Consider the following 18,114-nt stretch of genomic DNA (forward strand, 5'->3'; position numbering starts at 1 on the left):
CATACCTTCAAATCATAGATTTAGGCATTGTACCACAAGACCCCTTAGCAGCAAATAATTTTACCATAGAGTCTGTAGGAGAGACCTGTGCCGATAAAAATAACGGTAAGCTTATTATTACGGGTAATGCTACGCATGATTATACAACCACGATCAGTGGAGTAGCATATGATTTTACCAAGGAATTGACTGTTGAGAATTTAACTCCAGGCACATATGATTTTTGTATTGATGTGGTAGGAGAGAATTATAGTCACTGTTATGAAGTTACCATAGCGGGAGGCGCAAGTTTAAGTGGAAAAATAGAGGTTGTTAAGAAATCAGCCAATGTATCCGTTACCTCAGGCACAGGGCCCTATAAGGTTTACAAAAACGGTTTGGAGCTTTTTGAGACCCATCAAACCAATTTTACAATAGCGGTAGAGCATGGTGATGAGATTCAGGTAAAGAGCAAAGAAGCCTGCCAAGGAAAAATGACAAAGACTATCAATTTACTAGAAGATGTCAAGGCCTATCCCAACCCATCTAATGGTCTATTTGAGTTATACATTCCCAATGATGTAGAGACCCTGAACTTAGAGGTTTATAACATCCAATCACAGTTAATAAAGTCAAAAACATACAGAATAAATAACGGTAAAGTTAGTTTAGATCTAACAGATAGTCCAAACGGAATCTATTTTGTAAGAATGAATTTAGAAAAACCAGTATTCACAAAATTAATAAAGAAATAAAATGAAAAAGGCATATTTATATTTAGTTGTATTCACAAGTATTTTAATGTCATGTAGTGGCGGCGGTGATGGTGATGGCGGTGGTCCAGATCCAGATGTAGAGAACACGGCACCTACAGTTCCCACATTGGTTTACCCATTAAGCAATACGTTATGTATAGACAATAATGTTGTATTTGAATGGAACGCCTCTACCGATAGTGAAGGCAATGCGATAACCTATAGAGTTGAGGTATCTGAAAACAGTAATTTCTCAACATTGTCACATGATCTATCAAGTTCCACAACCTCAAGAGTTATTAGTTTAGAAAAGGGTAAATCCTATTATTGGCGATTAAAGGCCAGAGACGTTAAAGGAGCGGAGAGTGGCTATTCCTCGGTTAGTCAATTTTTAACAGAAGGCGATGGTGTATCCAACCATTTACCATTTGCACCAGAGTTGGTAGCACCAGCAATGAATTCAGAGATAGATGGTACGAGTACGACATTGAGTTGGACCGCCAGTGATGTAGATGGCGATACTTTGAGTTATGATGTGTATTTAGATACCAACAGTAGTCCATCAACAAAAGTATCAGAGGGTCAATCAGGGACTAGTTATGATGCCACAGGATTAAGTGCCGCATCTACCTATTACTTTAAGGTAGTAGTTAAAGATGGTAACGGAGGGGCAACCATTGGACAAGTGTGGAGTTTTAAGACTAAATAATTTAAATTATTTTCTCAACTTATTCTAAGTTGAAACACTAATAATAACAAAACCAGAATCTAAATTCTGGTTTTTTTTATCCATTCAGGATAAAACAGGATAGATGTAAAATCAATTTTTGGTACTTTCAAATTCCAATAATCTCATAATATAAAAAATGCAAAGACGCAACTTTATACAATTATCAACTCTTGCAGGCGTAGGGCTTTCATTACCTATATCAGGTATTTTAAACGCTTGTGAAAACCATATAGAGCACTCAATAGAATTTAAAAATTTAACGTCCAGTCTTTTAAAAGATTGGTGTGATGGGATGTTAAAACAGCAAATTGTAAATCCATCTAATTTAGAAGAACACGGCGCTTTAGAGTGTCCTTCTTGTTCACACATACATGGCCGTTGTATGGATGCGGTGTATCCTTTTTTATATATGGCAGACAAAACAGGAGACGAAAAATATGTAGAAGGTGCAAAATTGGTAATGCTTTGGGCTGAAAACAATGTGTCTCAAGAGGATGGTAGCTGGACCGTAATTACCAACCCTAAATCTTGGAAAGGTATTACGGTTTTTGGAGCGATTGCCTTGGCTGAAGCATTGCACTATCACGGTCATGTTTTAGATCAAGAAACTAGGTTAGCGTGGATGAGTCGCCTTGAAAAAGCAGGGCAGTATATCCATGATACCTTTACCATCGATTTTACCAATATCAATTATCCAGGTACGGCAGTTTATGGGTTAGATTTAATAGGAGATGTTGTAAATAGAGATGATTTTAAAGCCAAGAGTAAGACATTGGCATTAGAAGTAAAAGCCTATTTTACACCTAATGAAGGGTTGTTGTTTGGTGAATGTAAAAAGAGTTCCAGTAAACTAAGTGAAAAAGGATTGCATGGTGTAGATTTAGGGTATAATGTAGAGGAAACCTTAAACAGTTTAGTAATGTATGCGCTAAAAGAAAAAGATGAAGATTTATTGCAAATTCTAACCAAATCTTTGAATAGCCATTTAGAGTTTATGATGCCCGATGGTGGATGGGACAATAGTTGGGGTAACCGCATGTACAAATGGACGTATTGGGGTAGTAGAACTTGTGACGGTAGCCAACCCGCATTCGGAATGATGGCACACATCAACCCAGCTTTTGGTACAGCAGCGGTTAAAAATACAGAGCTTTTAAAACAATGTACATCAGATGGTTTAATTCATGGCGGACCGCATTATGTGTCGGCAGGTATTTTACCCTGTATTCACCATACCTTCACACATACAAAACCTTTAACAGCATTATTGGATCACTGGGAGCATTTGCCAGAAATAAATGCAAACACAGAATTACCAAGAGCTACCGCAGATGGGGTAAAACACTTTAAAGATTTAGATGTCTTTTTATTTGCCAGAGGCGATTGGAGAGGAACAGTAAGTGCTTATGATGCAGAGTACCATTACAAAGAAGATTTTCGTCAGGCGTCTGGTGGAGCCTTAGGTGTATTGTATCACAATAAAGTGGGCATGCTTTGTGCTGCCAGTATGGCAAAATATGAAATGGTTGAAAAAAATAATCAACAAGAACAACCAGGAAAAGATATTTGTTTAACACCAAGGATAGAAACTTTTGTAGATGAGGTTTGGTACACCAATTTATACGATTTACCAGCTACAGTTACTTCTAAAGATGAAAATGACACTATTGAATTGGTTGCAGATGTAAAATTGAAAAATGTAGCTAGAGAAGAAGTAAAAGAAACAGCTTCTAAATTCGATATTAGATATAAGTGTGATTTAAATCAAACGGTAATTTCAGTAAAAACAGACCAGAATATTACTTCGCCAACTGCTTTTGTCTTACCTATTGTTTCGCCAAACAATGAGGTTATTTCTAGTGTAAGCGATACGGAAGTTACCATTCAAAAACCAGAGGGGTTAGTTACCATCAAGGCAAATTCACCAATCAATATGAAAGCACTTGAAGGTAAAAGAACATTTAATATGGTGCCAGGTGTAGAGGCTCTACCATTTGAAATCTTTTTTGAAGATAATAAGGCCTTGGTAATATCCATTACTGTTAGTTAATTGGATAAATTTCTAAATATCCCAGGAGCTAAACCTGTTTTTCGTTTAAATAAACGGTTAAAATAAACATCTGATTCAAACCCCAATTCAAAAGCAATTTCTTTTTGAGATTTATTGGTGTTTAACAGTAATTCCTTAGACTTTTCAATTTTTAGAAGCAAATGGTACTGTAATGGCGAAATACCTGTTTGCTTTTTAAAATCAATCCTAAATTTGGAGTAACTCACACCTAATTCTTGTGCTACTTTTTTCAAATTTAAAGTTGAATAAATATTTTTGTACATGATGCTTTTGGCTTTTGCTACTAGCGAGTTTAAACTTTCAATATTACTGCCACCACTTTTAATATTATATAAATCAGCCATAAGCTGTAGGCAAATACCCGATGCTGTGCGCTGAAAACCATAAGGTTCTTCATCAAATAATTTAAAGAGCGAATTAAAATGTTGTAATATAGAAGGTTTGTTACACTTTGATATTACAGGTTCATTTGTACTGAAAAACCCATTTGATAGGAATTGAGAAGCAATCTTACCTGAAAATCCTACCCATCGTTCAGTCCATCCGGTGCTTTTTTTTGGTTTATAACGGTGCCAGATACCAGGAAATAATAAAAAAGCATCACCATCGGATACGTTTATTTTTCCCGTAGCCTTGCTTTCAAAAATACCTTCGCCTTTAGTAATTAGAACTATATGAAATTCGTTTAATATACGCCCCTTATCCCATGTAAATATATATTGGTCTGGGTGGTCTTTAGAAGGATATTCTGTGTTTTTTTCAATAACATTTCGTCCTAAATTATTAATATAAAAACCCCATGAAGTTTCTATTCTACTGGTTATTAAGTATTTTCTGTATTTATTTATCATATCATTTTGTGCAACTAATATATCAATTTGTTAATTGTTAATTTTAAGAAATTAAGAGAAATTTACAAACAAGTTATAAATGAAGTGGATTGAAATCTTGCGGGAGGGGACAGGATAGTAATCTATGTGTTTTTCGTTTTATTTATTACTTTCAAACTAAACCAAATAGTATATCGCATGAAACTAAAGAACGCTGGCAGCATTTTTCCAAGTTCTATATTATTGTTAATAATTATAAGTGGACTAATATGTATCTCTTGTGGGCAATCGCTTTTAAGAGTTAAAGATTTAAAATGTGAGTACCGTACAAATCCTCTCGGTATCGATAATACAATGCCAAGATTTGGTTGGAAATTAATTGATGAAAACAACGAGAGAGGACAAAAACAAACCGCTTATCAAATATTAGTGTCTAGTAATATTGAAGGATTAAAAAATGATAAAGGTGATGTTTGGGACTCGGGTAAATTGAAAGCGGATAAATCGGTCAACATTGAGTTTTTAGGAAAACCTTTAGAATCTGGAAAAGAGTATTTCTGGAAAGTGAAAGTTTGGGATGCTAGTGGTTTAGAATCCAAATGGAGTGAGGTTGCTAATTTTTCAATGGGCTTATTGAACCCAAAAGATTGGAAAGGCGAATGGATATACAAAAAAGACCAAAATAAAAAAGACCATAATTGGTATAGAAAGAACGTGTCTTTAGATAAAACACCACAATCTGCCTTTATTCATGTAGCATCTTTTGGGTATCACGAATTGTACGTGAATGGGAAGAAAGTTGGTGATGAGGTGATGAATCCTGTCAACTCATTCCTTAAAAAGCGCTTACCCTATCTCACTTATGATATTAAGGATTATTTAAACGAAGGTGATAATGTTATTGCTATTTGGCATGCAGCAGGTTGGGCAAGATGGGGACGTGTAAAAGATTATTTCGACCCGCCTTTTGTATTTAAGGCTCAGGCTCATATTGATTTAGGTGAAGACAGGATTGTCATAGTTTCAGATGCCTCATGGAAATGCAAAAAAAGCTATAGTGCTTACCATAGTTCTTGGGATATATTGGATTTTGGTGGTGAAATTATTGATGAACGTTTACGTGAAGACGATTGGAATACTGCTGAATACGATGATGGTAATTGGGCAAATGCAGTTGTTTTTGATGAAACAGAAATGCAAGAAGTTGAAGTAACCAATATCAATTTGGGACCTAAAGGGGCTATACGAGCACCAAGTACAGATGCTAACCCACCAATAAGTAAAATTACAGCGACCTTAAGTGCACAAATGGTAGAACCTCAAGTGAAATTTAAAGAAGTGAAACCTATTGGTGTTACAAAAACTGAAGATGGCCATTATGTGATTGATATGGGCGAAAATTACACCGGTTACTTCGAAATGAACCTGTATAACGGTAAAGCGGGCGATACCGTTACTTTTGAAATTGCCGACCATAAAGAGGTGTCCACGTCTTGGGAACAGCGCAGTAAATATATTTATGATGAAACCGGCAAAGGCCATTTTACCAATCGATTCAATTTGGCAGGAGGCCGCTTTGTAACCATTTATGGTATTAATTATAAACCCGAATTAAAAGATATTAAAGGCTATGTTATTACGAATAATCGTAAACAAATAAGTCAGTTTGAAAGCTCAAGCGAGTTGTTAAATAAGATATATCAAGTGAATCTGAATACCTACATCGCTAATACAATAGATGGTATTTTGGTAGACTGTCCGCATCGCGAACGCCGTGGTTGGGGCGAAGTTACCGTGGCCGCCATTTACGGAGATGCACTACCTAATTTTGAAAGTGGCGCCTACATGATGCAATATGCACAATTTATGCAAGATGCACAGGCTGAAGATGGTAAAATGCGAGCTGTAATTAATGGCGACGATTTTGAGTTTTTAATGTGGATGGCAAATAGCCCAATTACTATTTGGGAAACTTACCGTATGTTGGGAGATAAACAGTTGTTAGAAAACCACTATCCGACTTTAAAAAAATGGATGCATTGGTTGTATGAACATTCTAATTATGAAACTCAAGATGCTTTAAGAATTGGTGAACGAGGTACTCTAGAATTCCCAGGATTGGGCGATTGGTGTACCCCTAGAGGTAATTTTTGGACGTCGAGTAATTCACCAGAGTCGGAGCATTTTAATAATTGTGTGTATGCTTTTATGCTAGAATCGGCTTTAGAAATCGCAAAAACCCTCAATAAAAAGGACGATGTAAAACTATTTTCAGACCGTTTGAAAGTACAACGAAAAGCAACACATCAAAAGATATATGATACCCAAACTGGGAAATATGGCGAAGGGCATCAGGTAAATCAAGCTTTTGCTTTGCTTTCTGGAGTTACTCCCAAGTCAGAACAACAAAAGGTATACGATAATTTAGTAGACCAAGTTTTATATAAATTCCCATATTACGACACCGGTAGTTCGGGACAAGCCCTCTATACGCGCTATTTTATAGAGCATGGTGAACGCATGGATTTAATTTATGAACTGTTAAAAGATAAACGTCACCCGAGTTACGGATACTTTTTAGAACAAGGTAAAACCGTCTGGCCAGAACGTTGGTCGGCAATCGGGAACAGTCAAATTCACACCTGTTACACGGGTATTGGCGGTTATTTCATAAAAGGTTTTGCGGGAATTAGGCCAGACCCAGAGCAACCAGGAATGCAACAATTTATCGTGAAACCAGCTCCGGTAGGCGATTTAACCTATGTAAATACCAGTTACCAATCTCCTTATGGAGATGTCGTTTCAAATTGGAAAATTACTGATGATACTGCAACGTTTCATATTGAAATCCCTGTAAATACTTCAGCTAAAATTTATATCCCATCAAATGAAATCGACTTAGTTATTGAAGGTGGGATGAGTATTGAAAAATCAGAAGGTATTAAATATATCGGTTCAGAGAAAAGCGATGCGGTCGGTAATTATATCATTTTTGAAGTGGCTTCTGGTGTGTATGATTTTGAAGTATCAAAATTACCAAAAGTAACATACCCAGACCCAATAAATAAACCTGATAACTTGGCATTAATAGGGCGTATAAACGCTTCTACAATGACTATCGATTCTGAAAAACTACCTCTTTATGAAGCATTTAGAGCAAATGATGAAAAGTTAGAAACACACTGGAAAGCGAATTCTAAAACTAACGAATGGTTGGAAGTGGAATGGTTTAAACCACAGACCTTTAACAAAATTGTGATTCATGAAAAAGGGAATAATATTTCAAACTATAAAATTCAATATTTTGAAGATGAAACTTGGGTAGATTTGGTGCAAGATACCTCTTGCGGGGTTAATAAAATGCATCAATTTCAAAGTGTAACGGCTTCAAAATGTAGAATACTAATAGAAGCTTCGAGAGCTATACCTGAAATTTCAGAAATCGAAATAAATTATTCAAACTAAATATTTTCAAAACTGAAATGAATAATAAAATGTATTTAAATAAAAACAAAATTAAGGCCTTTCTTTTTGGAACAATAATTTGTCTTTCAAGTAGTTGTTTGCAATCCAAGAAAAAGGATTCCGAGACGGCATTACATGTAGATGTATTCACTTCCATAAACTGGGACAGCGCCAAATGGATTGGTTATACCAAAGACCATCGTCCCGAAAAATGGGCAGCGAGAGATTTGGTACGTAACCAACCACCCATGAATATTAATACTTGGGAGCCCACGGAAGAGGACCTAAAAGTAACCCGACGTAAAACCCATCCTTCTGTGCTTCTAAGAAAAGCGTTTTCAATAACTAAGGAAGTAGCATCAGCAGAAGTAGCCATTTGTGGATTAGGACTTTATGAACTGTATTTAAATGGTGAAAAAGTAGGCGACCGTGTGCTCGACCCAGCACAAACCTCCTATGATAAACGTGCTTTTTATGTACGTCATGATGTAACCAAAGCGCTTCGTAAAAACAACAGTTTGGGAGTAATGTTGGGTAATGGGTTTTACGGACAAAATATGGCGTTTGCCCCTGGGCTTTCTTATGGAAAACCTCGAGCAACAATGGTGTTAAATATCCTCTATAAAGATGGGACAAAAGAACAAATTGTGACTGATGAAAGTTGGAAAGCACACAGCAGTCCTATTCTTTTCGATAATATTTATCATGGAGAAACTTACGATGCACGTGAAGCGATAACTGGTTGGAGTAGTTATAAGTTTGATGATACCTCTTGGGAACCTGTTGAGATAATGAAAGCACCAACACAAAATTTATTGGAGCAGGATTTAGAACCCATCCGAAAGATTAGAACAGTTACACCTATAGCGGTTTGGAAAGCAGAACGGGGATGGATATTGGATATGGGACAAAATATGACGGGTTGGTTAGCCATTTCCGTAAAAGAAAAGGAAGGTACTGTTGTAAAAATGCGTTTTGCCGAACACCTCATGCCTGATAAACAAAACATAGACCCTGCATCTACTGGTATTCACGTTACTGGAAATACCCAAACCGATATATATATCTGTAAGGGTGATGGAACTGAAACTTGGGAACCCCGTTTTACCTATCATGCCTTTCGCTATGTTCAAATTGAAGGACTCAGTGAAAAGCCAGATTTAAGTCAATTTACAGGATGGTTAGTGCGCACCGATGCAGAGAGAATAGGGACTTTTAAATCTTCGGACACACTTATAAATAAGTTTTACGATGTGTCCATGTGGACTATCGAAGATAATATTCAAGGGTTGTTGAGTGATTGTCCGCACCGCGAGCGCTGTGCGTGGATGGGCGATGCTTATGTAGTAGCCGAAGCAGCTAGTTTTAATTTCGATTTAAAACGCTTGTGGCAAAAAACATCTGCCGATATGGAAACGGTTTTAGGGGTGTCTAAAGCACATTTTAAAGACCCTTTTCCTTATGATGCGCGCACACCTGCAAATATTTCCGTTGGAAAGCGTCTCTGTTTACAAGCACGACCAGACTGGGGGGCTGCCACCATTATGGTACCATGGTTTTCGTATGTGTATTATGGAGATAAGTCAATTATTCAAGGCGCTTGGGAGATGATGGAAGGTTGGATGGCTTACCTAGATGAAAAAGTACAAGAAGGCGGTATTATAAACGGTGGATTTGGCGATTGGTGTCCTCCAGGAGGTAATCCAGAAATGGATACAGCACCCGCATTAACGTCAACTGCACTGTATTATCAGTCTTTAGTATCTATGGAAAAAATGGCATTGGTTTTAGAAAAAAGAGAAGTCGCTAATAATTATGCTGAAACAGCGAAATTGGTCAAGACGGCTTTTAATAAAACCTTTTTTAAAGAAAAAACGAAGTCCTATGGTTCTCAAACAGGTAATGCCTTTGCGTTGTATTCTGGTTTAGTTCCTAAAGGCTTAGAGCAATTGGTTGCTGATGATTTAGCAAACCTTATCATGAAAGATAAAAATGGGCATTACAGCACGGGTATTTTTGGGCATCGTCCGTTATACACCGTATTAAATGATTACGGACATGATGCGGTGACAAAGCACTTATGGAGTATTACCGATTATCCTAGCTTAGGATTTATGACCGAGGAGCACGATTTAACCGTATGGCCAGAAGGCGTTAGCAATTGGGATAAGAACGAGCGGTATTATCGACATTCATTTAACCACCCCATGCAAAGTGGATTTGCTGCTTCGTTTCATGAAAGTTTAGGAGGCATAAGACCTAATGAGGATTATCCCGGATTTAAAAAGTTCTATCTAAAACCAACATTTCTTGAAGGTGTAGATTGGGTTGAGGTAACACACAAATCCCCGCAAGGCACGATAGAAAGTTCGTGGAAAAAGGAAGGTGAAGAAATTATTTGGACCATTTCAGTACCAGAACAATCAGAAGCTATTGTGCAGTTACCATATTATCAAAATGAACAAATCAAATTAAATAATACATCAGTTAGAGCTAATATGTTTAATGTATCATCAGGTAAACACATTATACGAATATCAAATTCAAAATAAAAAATCATAGTGTTAAAATGAAGTATCTAAGGAATTTTAGAACATATCTAATCATTGTATTGACTCTTAATCTGTTTGGTAGTTGTAATACGAAACCTTCCCAAGTAAAGGTTACAGACCTTAAATGTGAATATAAATCAAACCCTTTGGGTATTGATAACACGGCGCCAAGGTTAAGTTGGAAACTTTTAGAAGATATGCAAACAATGGGTCAGAAACAATCGGCGTATCAAATTTTAGTGTCTAGTACTTTAGAAAATTTGGAAAGCAATAATGGTGATGTTTGGGATTCTGATAAAATTGAAACCAACCAATCGGTAAATGTCAATTATCAAGGAAAAACATTAGAATCGGCTAAACAATACTTCTGGAAGGTGAAAATTTGGGATAAAGATGAAGTCCCTTCAAACTGGAGCGAACCCGCTATATTTTCTATGGGCTTATTAAACCAATCTGACTGGAAAGGCGATTGGATTATGAAACCAGACCAAAAAAAGAAAGACCATAACTGGTACAGAAAGAATTTTGAATTAAAAGAAAATCCATCTTCGGCATTTGTGTTTGTGGGGTCTTTCGGTTATCATGAATTATATGTAAATGGTCAAAAAATCACGGATAATGTGTTGAATCCTGTGTCTTCATACATGAAAAAACGCATTCCGTACCTCACTTATGATATTACTGATAAATTGAAGGAAGGTGATAATGTGATTGCCATTTGGCATGCTGCGGGTTGGTCTCGATGGCGACGTATTAGGGAATACCGAAATATTCCTTTTGTGTTTAAAGCACAAGCTGAAATTGTTGTAGGAAATGAGCATATCACTTTAAAAACTGATGCGACTTGGAAAACCAAAAAAAGTCATTCTGAATATTATGGCGATTGGGATATTTTGCGCTTTGGCGGTGAAACCATTGATGACAGATTAAAGGAAGATAACTGGTGTAACGCCGATTATGATGATAGCGATTGGATAAAAGCTACTATATATAATCACGAAGTATTAAACGCGAAAATACCCGAGGGTAATAACATTAGTTTTGCATTAAATAGTAATAAGGATAGGGAGTTGCGAGCTTTATACGAACCCATAAAGGCAGAATTAAGTGCACAAATGGTAGAGCCTCAGGTAAAATATGAGGCATTTAGGGCTAAGGCTATCAGAAATAATAGAGATGGCTCTTATCGTATAGATATGGGACGAAATTATACAGGGTTCTTCGAAATGAAATTGCATAATGGTATAGAAGGCGATTCTGTACTTTTTGAAGTTAGCGACCAGAAAGAAGTGGTGATGAACTGGAAACAAAAGAGCAAATACATTTTTGGAAAATCTGGAAAAGGCATATTTACCAATCGTTTTAATGTAGCTGGAGGGCGCTATATCACGGTTTATGGTTTTAAATACGAACCTAGGGTATATGACGCCAAAGGTTATGTAGTAACTAATGATAGAAAGCAAATAAGCCAATTTAAATCTTCCGATTCATTGCTAAATGGAATTTACAAAGTAAATCTGGATACCTATCTCGCAAATACGATGGACGGTATTTTGGTAGATTGTCCACATCGCGAACGAAGAGGTTGGGGCGAAGTTACTGTGGCAGCCATGTATGGTGATGCATTGCCAAATTTTGAAAGTGGCGCCTATATGGATCAGTATTTACAGTTTACACGCGATGCACAATTATCAGATGGGCAAATACGCGCGGTTTTAAATGAAGAAGACCGCCCATTTTTAATGTGGAAAGCCAACAGTCCTTTAACCGTTTGGGAAACCTACCGTATGTTGGGTGATAAAAAAGTGTTGGAAGATAATTACAAGTCCATGCAAAAATGGATGCATTGGTTATACAAGAATTCCAATTTTAGTCAAGGAGGTGCTCTAAAAATTGGCGAGCGTGGTAAACGGGAGATGCCTGGGTTAGGTGATTGGTGTACACCACGTGGTAATTTTTGGGATAGCAGTAATTCTCCGGGAGCGGCACATTTCAATAATTGTTTATATGCTTATATGTTGCACTGTGCCCAAGGTATAGCAAAGGCTTTGGGTAAAACTGAAGATGAAAACGCCTATGCCAATAGATTGGAAGTACAACAAAAAGCAACACATGCTTTGTCATATAACACAGATTCTGGAAAGTATTTAGATGGTATTCAGGTGAATCAAGCGTTTGCATTACTAACAGGCGTAACTCCAACAGAGGAGACCCAAAAAGTAACCTCCCAATTGGAAAACAACGTGTTATATGATTTTCCGTACTACGATACAGGGAGTTCTGGGCAAGCCCTTTACACGCGCTATTTTATAGAATCTGGTGAGCGTATGGATTTAATTTACGAATTATTAAAAGACAAGCATCATCCAAGTTACGGTTACTTTTTAGAGCAAGGGCATACCACTTGGCCAGAACGATGGTCGGCCATAGGCAATAGTCAAATACATACCTGTTATACAGGTATTGGAGGCTATTTTATAAAAGGATTTGGTGGTATTCGTCCCAATCCAGAACAACCGGGGATGCAGCACATGCTTATTAAACCTGCTGTAGTTGGCGACTTAACTTTTGCAAATACCGAGTATCAATCCATGTATGGAAAGGTAGTTGTTAATTGGAAAAAACAGGATAATGGTGCTTCGTTTCATATTGAAATTCCAGCAAACACTTCGGCTAAGGTGTATTTACCTTCAAATGATAAAAATGATATTTATGAAGGTGAACAATTAGCTGAGAAATCTGAAGGTGTTGAATATGTCGGTTCAGAAAAAAATGAAGCGGTTGGTAATTACATCATATACAATGTAGCGTCAGGTGTTTATGATTTTAAAGTGAATGCATTACCAAAAACAGAATTTCCAGACCCAATAGATTTACCAAGCAATTTAGCATCTATTGGTAGGATGAATGCCTCATCTATGTTTATTGAAACAGAAAAACTACCCGGATTTGAAGCCTTCAAAGCTAATGATAACAACGAAGAAACCCAGTGGTTTGCCAATGGTAAAACGAATCAATATTTAGAGGTAGAGTGGGTAAAGCCTCAAACATTTAGCAAAGTGCTTATTGACGAATACGGACAAAATATTTCAAAGTATACCATTGAATATTTTCAAAATAATGAATGGGTTATTTTGACTAACGGCTCTAAATGTGGAGCAAATAAAGAACATGTTTTTGATGCGGTAACTTCCAATAAGTGTAGGGTATTCATTGAAGCAGCAGATAAAGCACCCTCCATTAAAGAAATTAAAATTTTTAAATAAATAGTAACAGATGAAAGTAGGATTATTTGGTATCGGTTTAGATACGTATTGGCCGCAGTTTGAAGGTTTATTAGAACGATTAGAAGGCTATCAGCAGCAAATTGCAGATAAAATGGAAGGCTTTGGGGCTGAGGTGATAAATGTTGGTTTGGTAGATTCTCCTGAGGTAGCAAGAGAGAAAGCACAGATATTAAAAACAGAAGATATAGATATCTTATTTTTATATGTATCTACTTATGCTTTGTCATCTACAATATTACCTGTGGTGCAAAAAGTGAAATGCCCTGTAATAATTTTAAATATTCAACCCGTAGCAGCCATAGATTACGAGAACTTCAATAAACTGGGTGATAGAGGTAAAATGACAGGTGAATGGTTGGCACATTGTCAAGCATGCTCTGTACCTGAATTTGCTAATGTACTCAATCGTTCAGGAATTGATTATGAATTTGTTACTGGTTATTTGGATGAACAATCGGTTTGGGATGACATTCAAGATTGGATCGATGCCGCCAAAGTAGCTAAAGTTATGGCGAATAATCGCTTGGGTGTTTTAGGGCATTATTACTGTGGTATGCTAGATGTATATGCGGATCTAACAAAACAATCGGCAGCTTTTGGTACACACATTGAAATTGTAGAAATGTGTGAAGTAAAAAAATACCGCGATGCTGTGACTGAGCAAGAGGTTGAAGAAAAAATCACCGAATTTAGAAGTGCCTTCGAAGTAATTGATGCCTGTGAACAATCTGAATTAGTGCGTGCCGCAAAAACTTCTATAGCTTTAGATAAATTGGTTGAAAACCATAATTTGGGGTCTATGGCTTATTATTATGAAGGGGAAACGGCTAACAAATATGAAAATATAGTAACATCTGTCATCGCAGGAAATACGCTACTAACAGGTAAAAATGTTCCAGTTGCAGGAGAGTACGAAGTGAAAAATGCCCAAGCTATGAAAATTATGGATGCTTTTGGAGTAGGCGGTTCGTTTTCAGAATTTTATGCCATGGATTTTAATGATGATATCGTCATGTTAGGTCATGATGGTCCTGCACATTTTGCTATTGCAGAAGGGAAAGTGCAGCTAGTACCTTTGCCTGTTTATCATGGAAAACCAGGAAAAGGACTATCTATTCAAATGACGGTGAAACATGGTCCTGTAACCTTACTTTCTGTTGTAGAAGGAAAAGAAGATGTCTTTTTATTAGTTGCCGAAGGCGAATCGGTTGAAGGTCCAGTACTTCACATTGGTAATACCAACAGTCGTTATCGTTTTTCTATCGGTGCAAGAGCTTTTATGAATGAATGGTCCAAACAAGGGCCATCGCATCACTGTGCCATAGGTGTTGGGCATATTGGAAATAAGATTGAGATGTTGGGTAGTATATTAAAATTGCGGGTGGTTCGTATTTGTTAGTAAAGCACAAAAATCTGGAATAAAACTTGTTTAAGTTGAAAGAAAATGCTACGCTAACGCATAAAATTACAACTAACAAACAGGAAGCTCTTAGTGTTAGTTTATGTAAAAAAAGAAATCAATTATAAAAAACAATTATGCACTATTTTAACAAATTAATAGTATTATTAGTCATTTTAGTATTGCCTTTTACATTATTTGCTCAAATCGTACCTTACGATTTAAAATTAGAGTACAGAGAAAATCCAGAGGGTGTAGATGTAAAGAAACCACGTTTTTTCTGGAAATGCAAAAGCAATGAATCCGAACAGTATCAAACTGCATATCGTTTACTGGTAGCCACCTCAATTGAAAATTTGAAAAGTAATAAAGGTGATGCTTTTGACTCAAAAAAGATAAAAGGCTCTGCCAGTACCCAAGTTGAATACAAGGGATTGGCATTAAAACCTGCCTCAAAGTACTTTTGGAAAGTAATGGTTTGGGATAAAAACAAACAGGCTTCAAATTGGAGTGAAACCGCAACGTTTACAACCGGACTTTTTGATGCTGCTGATTGGAAAGGTGCACAATGGATTGCCTGGCGAGATAATGACGAATGGACAAAAGAATGGTGGCGTAAAAAGGAAATTGAAGAACAGTGTGCCGAGTTTCGATTGCCAAGTTATTTTGGTGCTCGTATGAATATGTTTGAGCGCTATCATTTTTACCATGATAAACCCCACGATCCTGCACCGCTTTTACGCAAAAGTTTTGACATAGATAAAAAGGTGAAATCAGCTCATGCCTTTATTAGCGGAATAGGATACTATGAGTTATACGTCAATGGAAAACGCATAGGCAACTCAGTGCTTGATCCGGGGTGGACTGATTACCGAAAAACAATACTTTATGCTACTCACGATATAACCAAAAACCTACAAGATGGAACAAACACTGCAGGTGTAATGTTAGGTCGTGGGTTTTATGGCCAGTTAGCGATCGATCATTGGGGGTTTTATAAGAAAAACGGATACGTTGGTCAGCCCAAATTGTTATGTCGTATTAAAGTGGAATATGATGATGGTACGGTCACGGATATAATCAGTGATCTAAGCTGGAAAATTACCGGAGGACCTGTTATTTACGACGGTCCGCATATGGGAGAGATTTATGATGCTACTAAAGAAATTAATGGCTGGAATGAGCCTGGCTTTGACGATAGCGATTGGGAAAACGTTAATCCTGCACCGCATCCGGGCGGAGAGTTGGTCGCTCAATTATGCCAGCCTATCAGGGTTACAAAAACGTTTCATCCCATTAAAACAGCAGGCAAAGGAAGTTACGGACAATGGTTCGATGCCGGAACTAACATGTCGGGCTGGGTACGCTTACGCATTAAAAATGCAAAGAAGGGACAACGCGTAAATGTGTTCTTTGGTGAGCATGAAGATCCGTTGTCGTCAGGACAGCCTGGGCGTCTGCAGCAAATGGCTTACATCTGTAAAGGAGACGCTGAAGAGTTTGCTGAATGTCGATTCTCATACAAAGGCTTTCGTTATTTTCAGGTTCAGGGTTTTAAAGGAATGAAGTTTGATTTGGAGGATGTTGAAATAAAATATGTGCATTCCGATGTTCCTCAAGTTGGACAATTTACATCGTCTGATGAAACGGTAAATGCAGTTCACGAAATATGCAGAAAGTCGCTAATATTCAACTTACACAGTATTCCAACTGATTGTCCCCATCGTGAGAAAAACGGCTGGCTTGGCGATGCCGTTACAGGCATGGAGTTTGGTATGGCCAATTATGATCTGGCTGCACTCATGACCAAATTTACCCGCGATATTTTCGACACTCAGGATGAAAAAGGCGGAATGGCTGCTATCGCCCCAGCAAATCATTACCGCAACGGCAATTCAACATTATGGTCTTCAGCTGCAGTACACATTCCATGGTACATGTATAATTATTATGGCGATACCCGGCTATTTGAAAAGTATTGGGACAAAATGATGTTATGGGTTGATTTTTCATGGAAAAATAACAATTCGATTGAAAAGGATGGCATGTTTTCAGAAGCATATAACGATTGGTGCCCTCCGTATGATAAAACTTATAAAGGTAGAGGAAAACCGGGTGGTAATGAGGTGATTGCCTCTATGAACTTTTACCTCGTATTAAAGCGCTTAGCCTATATGGCAGATCTTTTAGGTAAAAGTGAAGATGCAAAACGACTACATACACAAGTTGAACGCATTTATACCGGTATCCAAAAATGGGCGTTTGACAAAGAGAAAGTGGAGTATGCAGGCTTAAAATATTTCGATGAGTTTTTACCGGTGGTTAATATTCTTGCTCTCAACTACAACATTGTACCAGAAGAGTATCGCAGTCGGTTAGAAAAGAAAGTAGTTGACAATATAGTTATCGATAAAGACAATCATCTGTGGGGTGGGGTGTTTACCGTACACTCTGCTTACGAATATTTACCCAAAAATGGCTATGCCGATTTAATACACAAAGTTTTGATTAATGAAACCTGGCCATCGTTTGGATGGATGATTAAAGAGGGGGCAACTACACTACCCGAAGGTTACAAATTTGAGTCTTCAGACATTCATCATTTTATGGGTGCTGTAGATAATTTCTTTTATCGTCATATGGTAGGCATCAATTCAGACCCTGAAGCTCCAGGTTTTCAAAGCATCATTTTAAAACCAAATTTTATTAAAGCCATGTATTTTGCCAAAGGAAGTTACATTTCAATTTATGGTACAATTAAAGCAGAGTGGAAAAAGGTAAACGATGGAACCTATGAATACAAAATTGAGATTCCAACAAATTGTCGGGCTAAAGTGCTGTTGCCAAATAATACAGTGGAAGTAAAAAGTGGAATGTATTCTTATATCGTTAAAATTTAGTTTTCACACTATTCCAAAAAAATTGGTTTGGTTCAAATAGAAAGAAGAAAATAAAACAATGAATCCTACACATCGAATCTTTTTAATATGTAGCATTTGTTTTAGTTTTGGTCGTACAAGGTGGAGTGTCAGAAAAATATTCTTTT

The 18,114-nt window shown here is 37.1% G+C and carries 9 protein-coding genes; 8 read left to right on the forward strand and 1 reads right to left on the reverse strand.

Translation table 11 applies throughout. The annotated features are described in order from the left end of the window. From DFQ02_RS09320 to DFQ02_RS09330, 3 genes are all read left to right on the forward strand, one after another. Positions 1–734, forward strand: a 734-nt coding sequence (locus DFQ02_RS09320; protein WP_147297758.1) for a T9SS type A sorting domain-containing protein, incomplete at its 5' end; no start/stop codon positions are given. A gap of 1 nt (position 735) precedes the next feature. Then, the gene (locus DFQ02_RS09325; protein ID WP_116524164.1) at positions 736–1,443 is read left to right on the forward strand and encodes a fibronectin type III domain-containing protein; all 708 of its coding nucleotides are present in this window, start codon (positions 736–738) and stop codon (positions 1,441–1,443) included. Positions 1,444–1,600: 157 nt separating this feature from the next. After that, positions 1,601–3,514 (forward strand): hypothetical protein, encoded by a 1,914-nt coding sequence (locus tag DFQ02_RS09330; RefSeq protein ID WP_116524165.1) that lies wholly within the window; start codon positions 1,601–1,603, stop codon positions 3,512–3,514. On the opposite strand, the gene DFQ02_RS09335 is transcribed toward DFQ02_RS09330, so the two are convergent. Beyond that, the gene (locus DFQ02_RS09335; protein WP_116524166.1) at positions 3,511–4,386 is read right to left on the reverse strand and encodes an AraC family transcriptional regulator; all 876 of its coding nucleotides are present in this window, start codon (positions 4,384–4,386) and stop codon (positions 3,511–3,513) included. The two genes, DFQ02_RS09330 and DFQ02_RS09335, sit on opposite strands and share 4 nt — an antisense overlap. A gap of 177 nt (positions 4,387–4,563) precedes the next feature. Between DFQ02_RS09335 and DFQ02_RS09340 the strand changes: the two genes are divergently transcribed. From DFQ02_RS09340 to DFQ02_RS09360, 5 genes are all read left to right on the forward strand, one after another. Beyond that, positions 4,564–7,830: a family 78 glycoside hydrolase catalytic domain gene (locus DFQ02_RS09340; RefSeq protein ID WP_116524167.1), complete on the forward strand. Its 3,267-nt coding sequence runs from the start codon at positions 4,564–4,566 to the stop codon at positions 7,828–7,830. 17 nt (positions 7,831–7,847) lie between these two features. Then, entirely contained in the window at positions 7,848–10,382 is a 2,535-nt protein-coding gene (locus tag DFQ02_RS09345) for a family 78 glycoside hydrolase catalytic domain (RefSeq protein ID WP_116524168.1), read from the forward strand. Between the two features lie 17 nt (positions 10,383–10,399). Next, positions 10,400–13,648 carry a family 78 glycoside hydrolase catalytic domain gene (locus DFQ02_RS09350; protein WP_116524169.1) on the forward strand — a complete coding sequence of 1,083 codons (3,249 nt, stop codon included), beginning with the start codon at positions 10,400–10,402 and terminating at the stop codon, positions 13,646–13,648. Between the two features lie 10 nt (positions 13,649–13,658). Then, the gene (locus DFQ02_RS09355; protein ID WP_116524170.1) at positions 13,659–15,068 is read left to right on the forward strand and encodes an L-fucose/L-arabinose isomerase family protein; all 1,410 of its coding nucleotides are present in this window, start codon (positions 13,659–13,661) and stop codon (positions 15,066–15,068) included. A gap of 137 nt (positions 15,069–15,205) precedes the next feature. Then, complete coding sequence (locus tag DFQ02_RS09360) at positions 15,206–17,968, forward strand: family 78 glycoside hydrolase catalytic domain (protein ID WP_116524171.1); 2,763 nt, start codon at positions 15,206–15,208, stop codon at positions 17,966–17,968. Positions 17,969–18,114: the final 146 nt, after the last annotated feature.

Origin of the sequence: Seonamhaeicola aphaedonensis, from assembly GCF_003386195.1 — a bacterium.
Classification (GTDB): domain Bacteria; phylum Bacteroidota; class Bacteroidia; order Flavobacteriales; family Flavobacteriaceae; genus Seonamhaeicola; species Seonamhaeicola aphaedonensis.

Bases quoted from the DNA above. Each gene is read 5' to 3' on its own strand.
- DFQ02_RS09325 (WP_116524164.1), top strand. From the start codon at position 736: ATGAAAAAGGCATATTTATATTTAGTTGTATTCACAAGTATTTTAATG.
- DFQ02_RS09330 (WP_116524165.1), top strand. From the start codon at position 1,601: ATGCAAAGACGCAACTTTATACAATTATCAACTCTTGCAGGCGTAGGG.
- DFQ02_RS09335 (WP_116524166.1), bottom strand. From the start codon at position 4,386: ATGATAAATAAATACAGAAAATACTTAATAACCAGTAGAATAGAAACT.
- DFQ02_RS09340 (WP_116524167.1), top strand. From the start codon at position 4,564: ATGAAACTAAAGAACGCTGGCAGCATTTTTCCAAGTTCTATATTATTG.
- DFQ02_RS09345 (WP_116524168.1), top strand. From the start codon at position 7,848: ATGAATAATAAAATGTATTTAAATAAAAACAAAATTAAGGCCTTTCTT.
- DFQ02_RS09350 (WP_116524169.1), top strand. From the start codon at position 10,400: ATGAAGTATCTAAGGAATTTTAGAACATATCTAATCATTGTATTGACT.
- DFQ02_RS09355 (WP_116524170.1), top strand. From the start codon at position 13,659: ATGAAAGTAGGATTATTTGGTATCGGTTTAGATACGTATTGGCCGCAG.
- DFQ02_RS09360 (WP_116524171.1), top strand. From the start codon at position 15,206: ATGCACTATTTTAACAAATTAATAGTATTATTAGTCATTTTAGTATTG.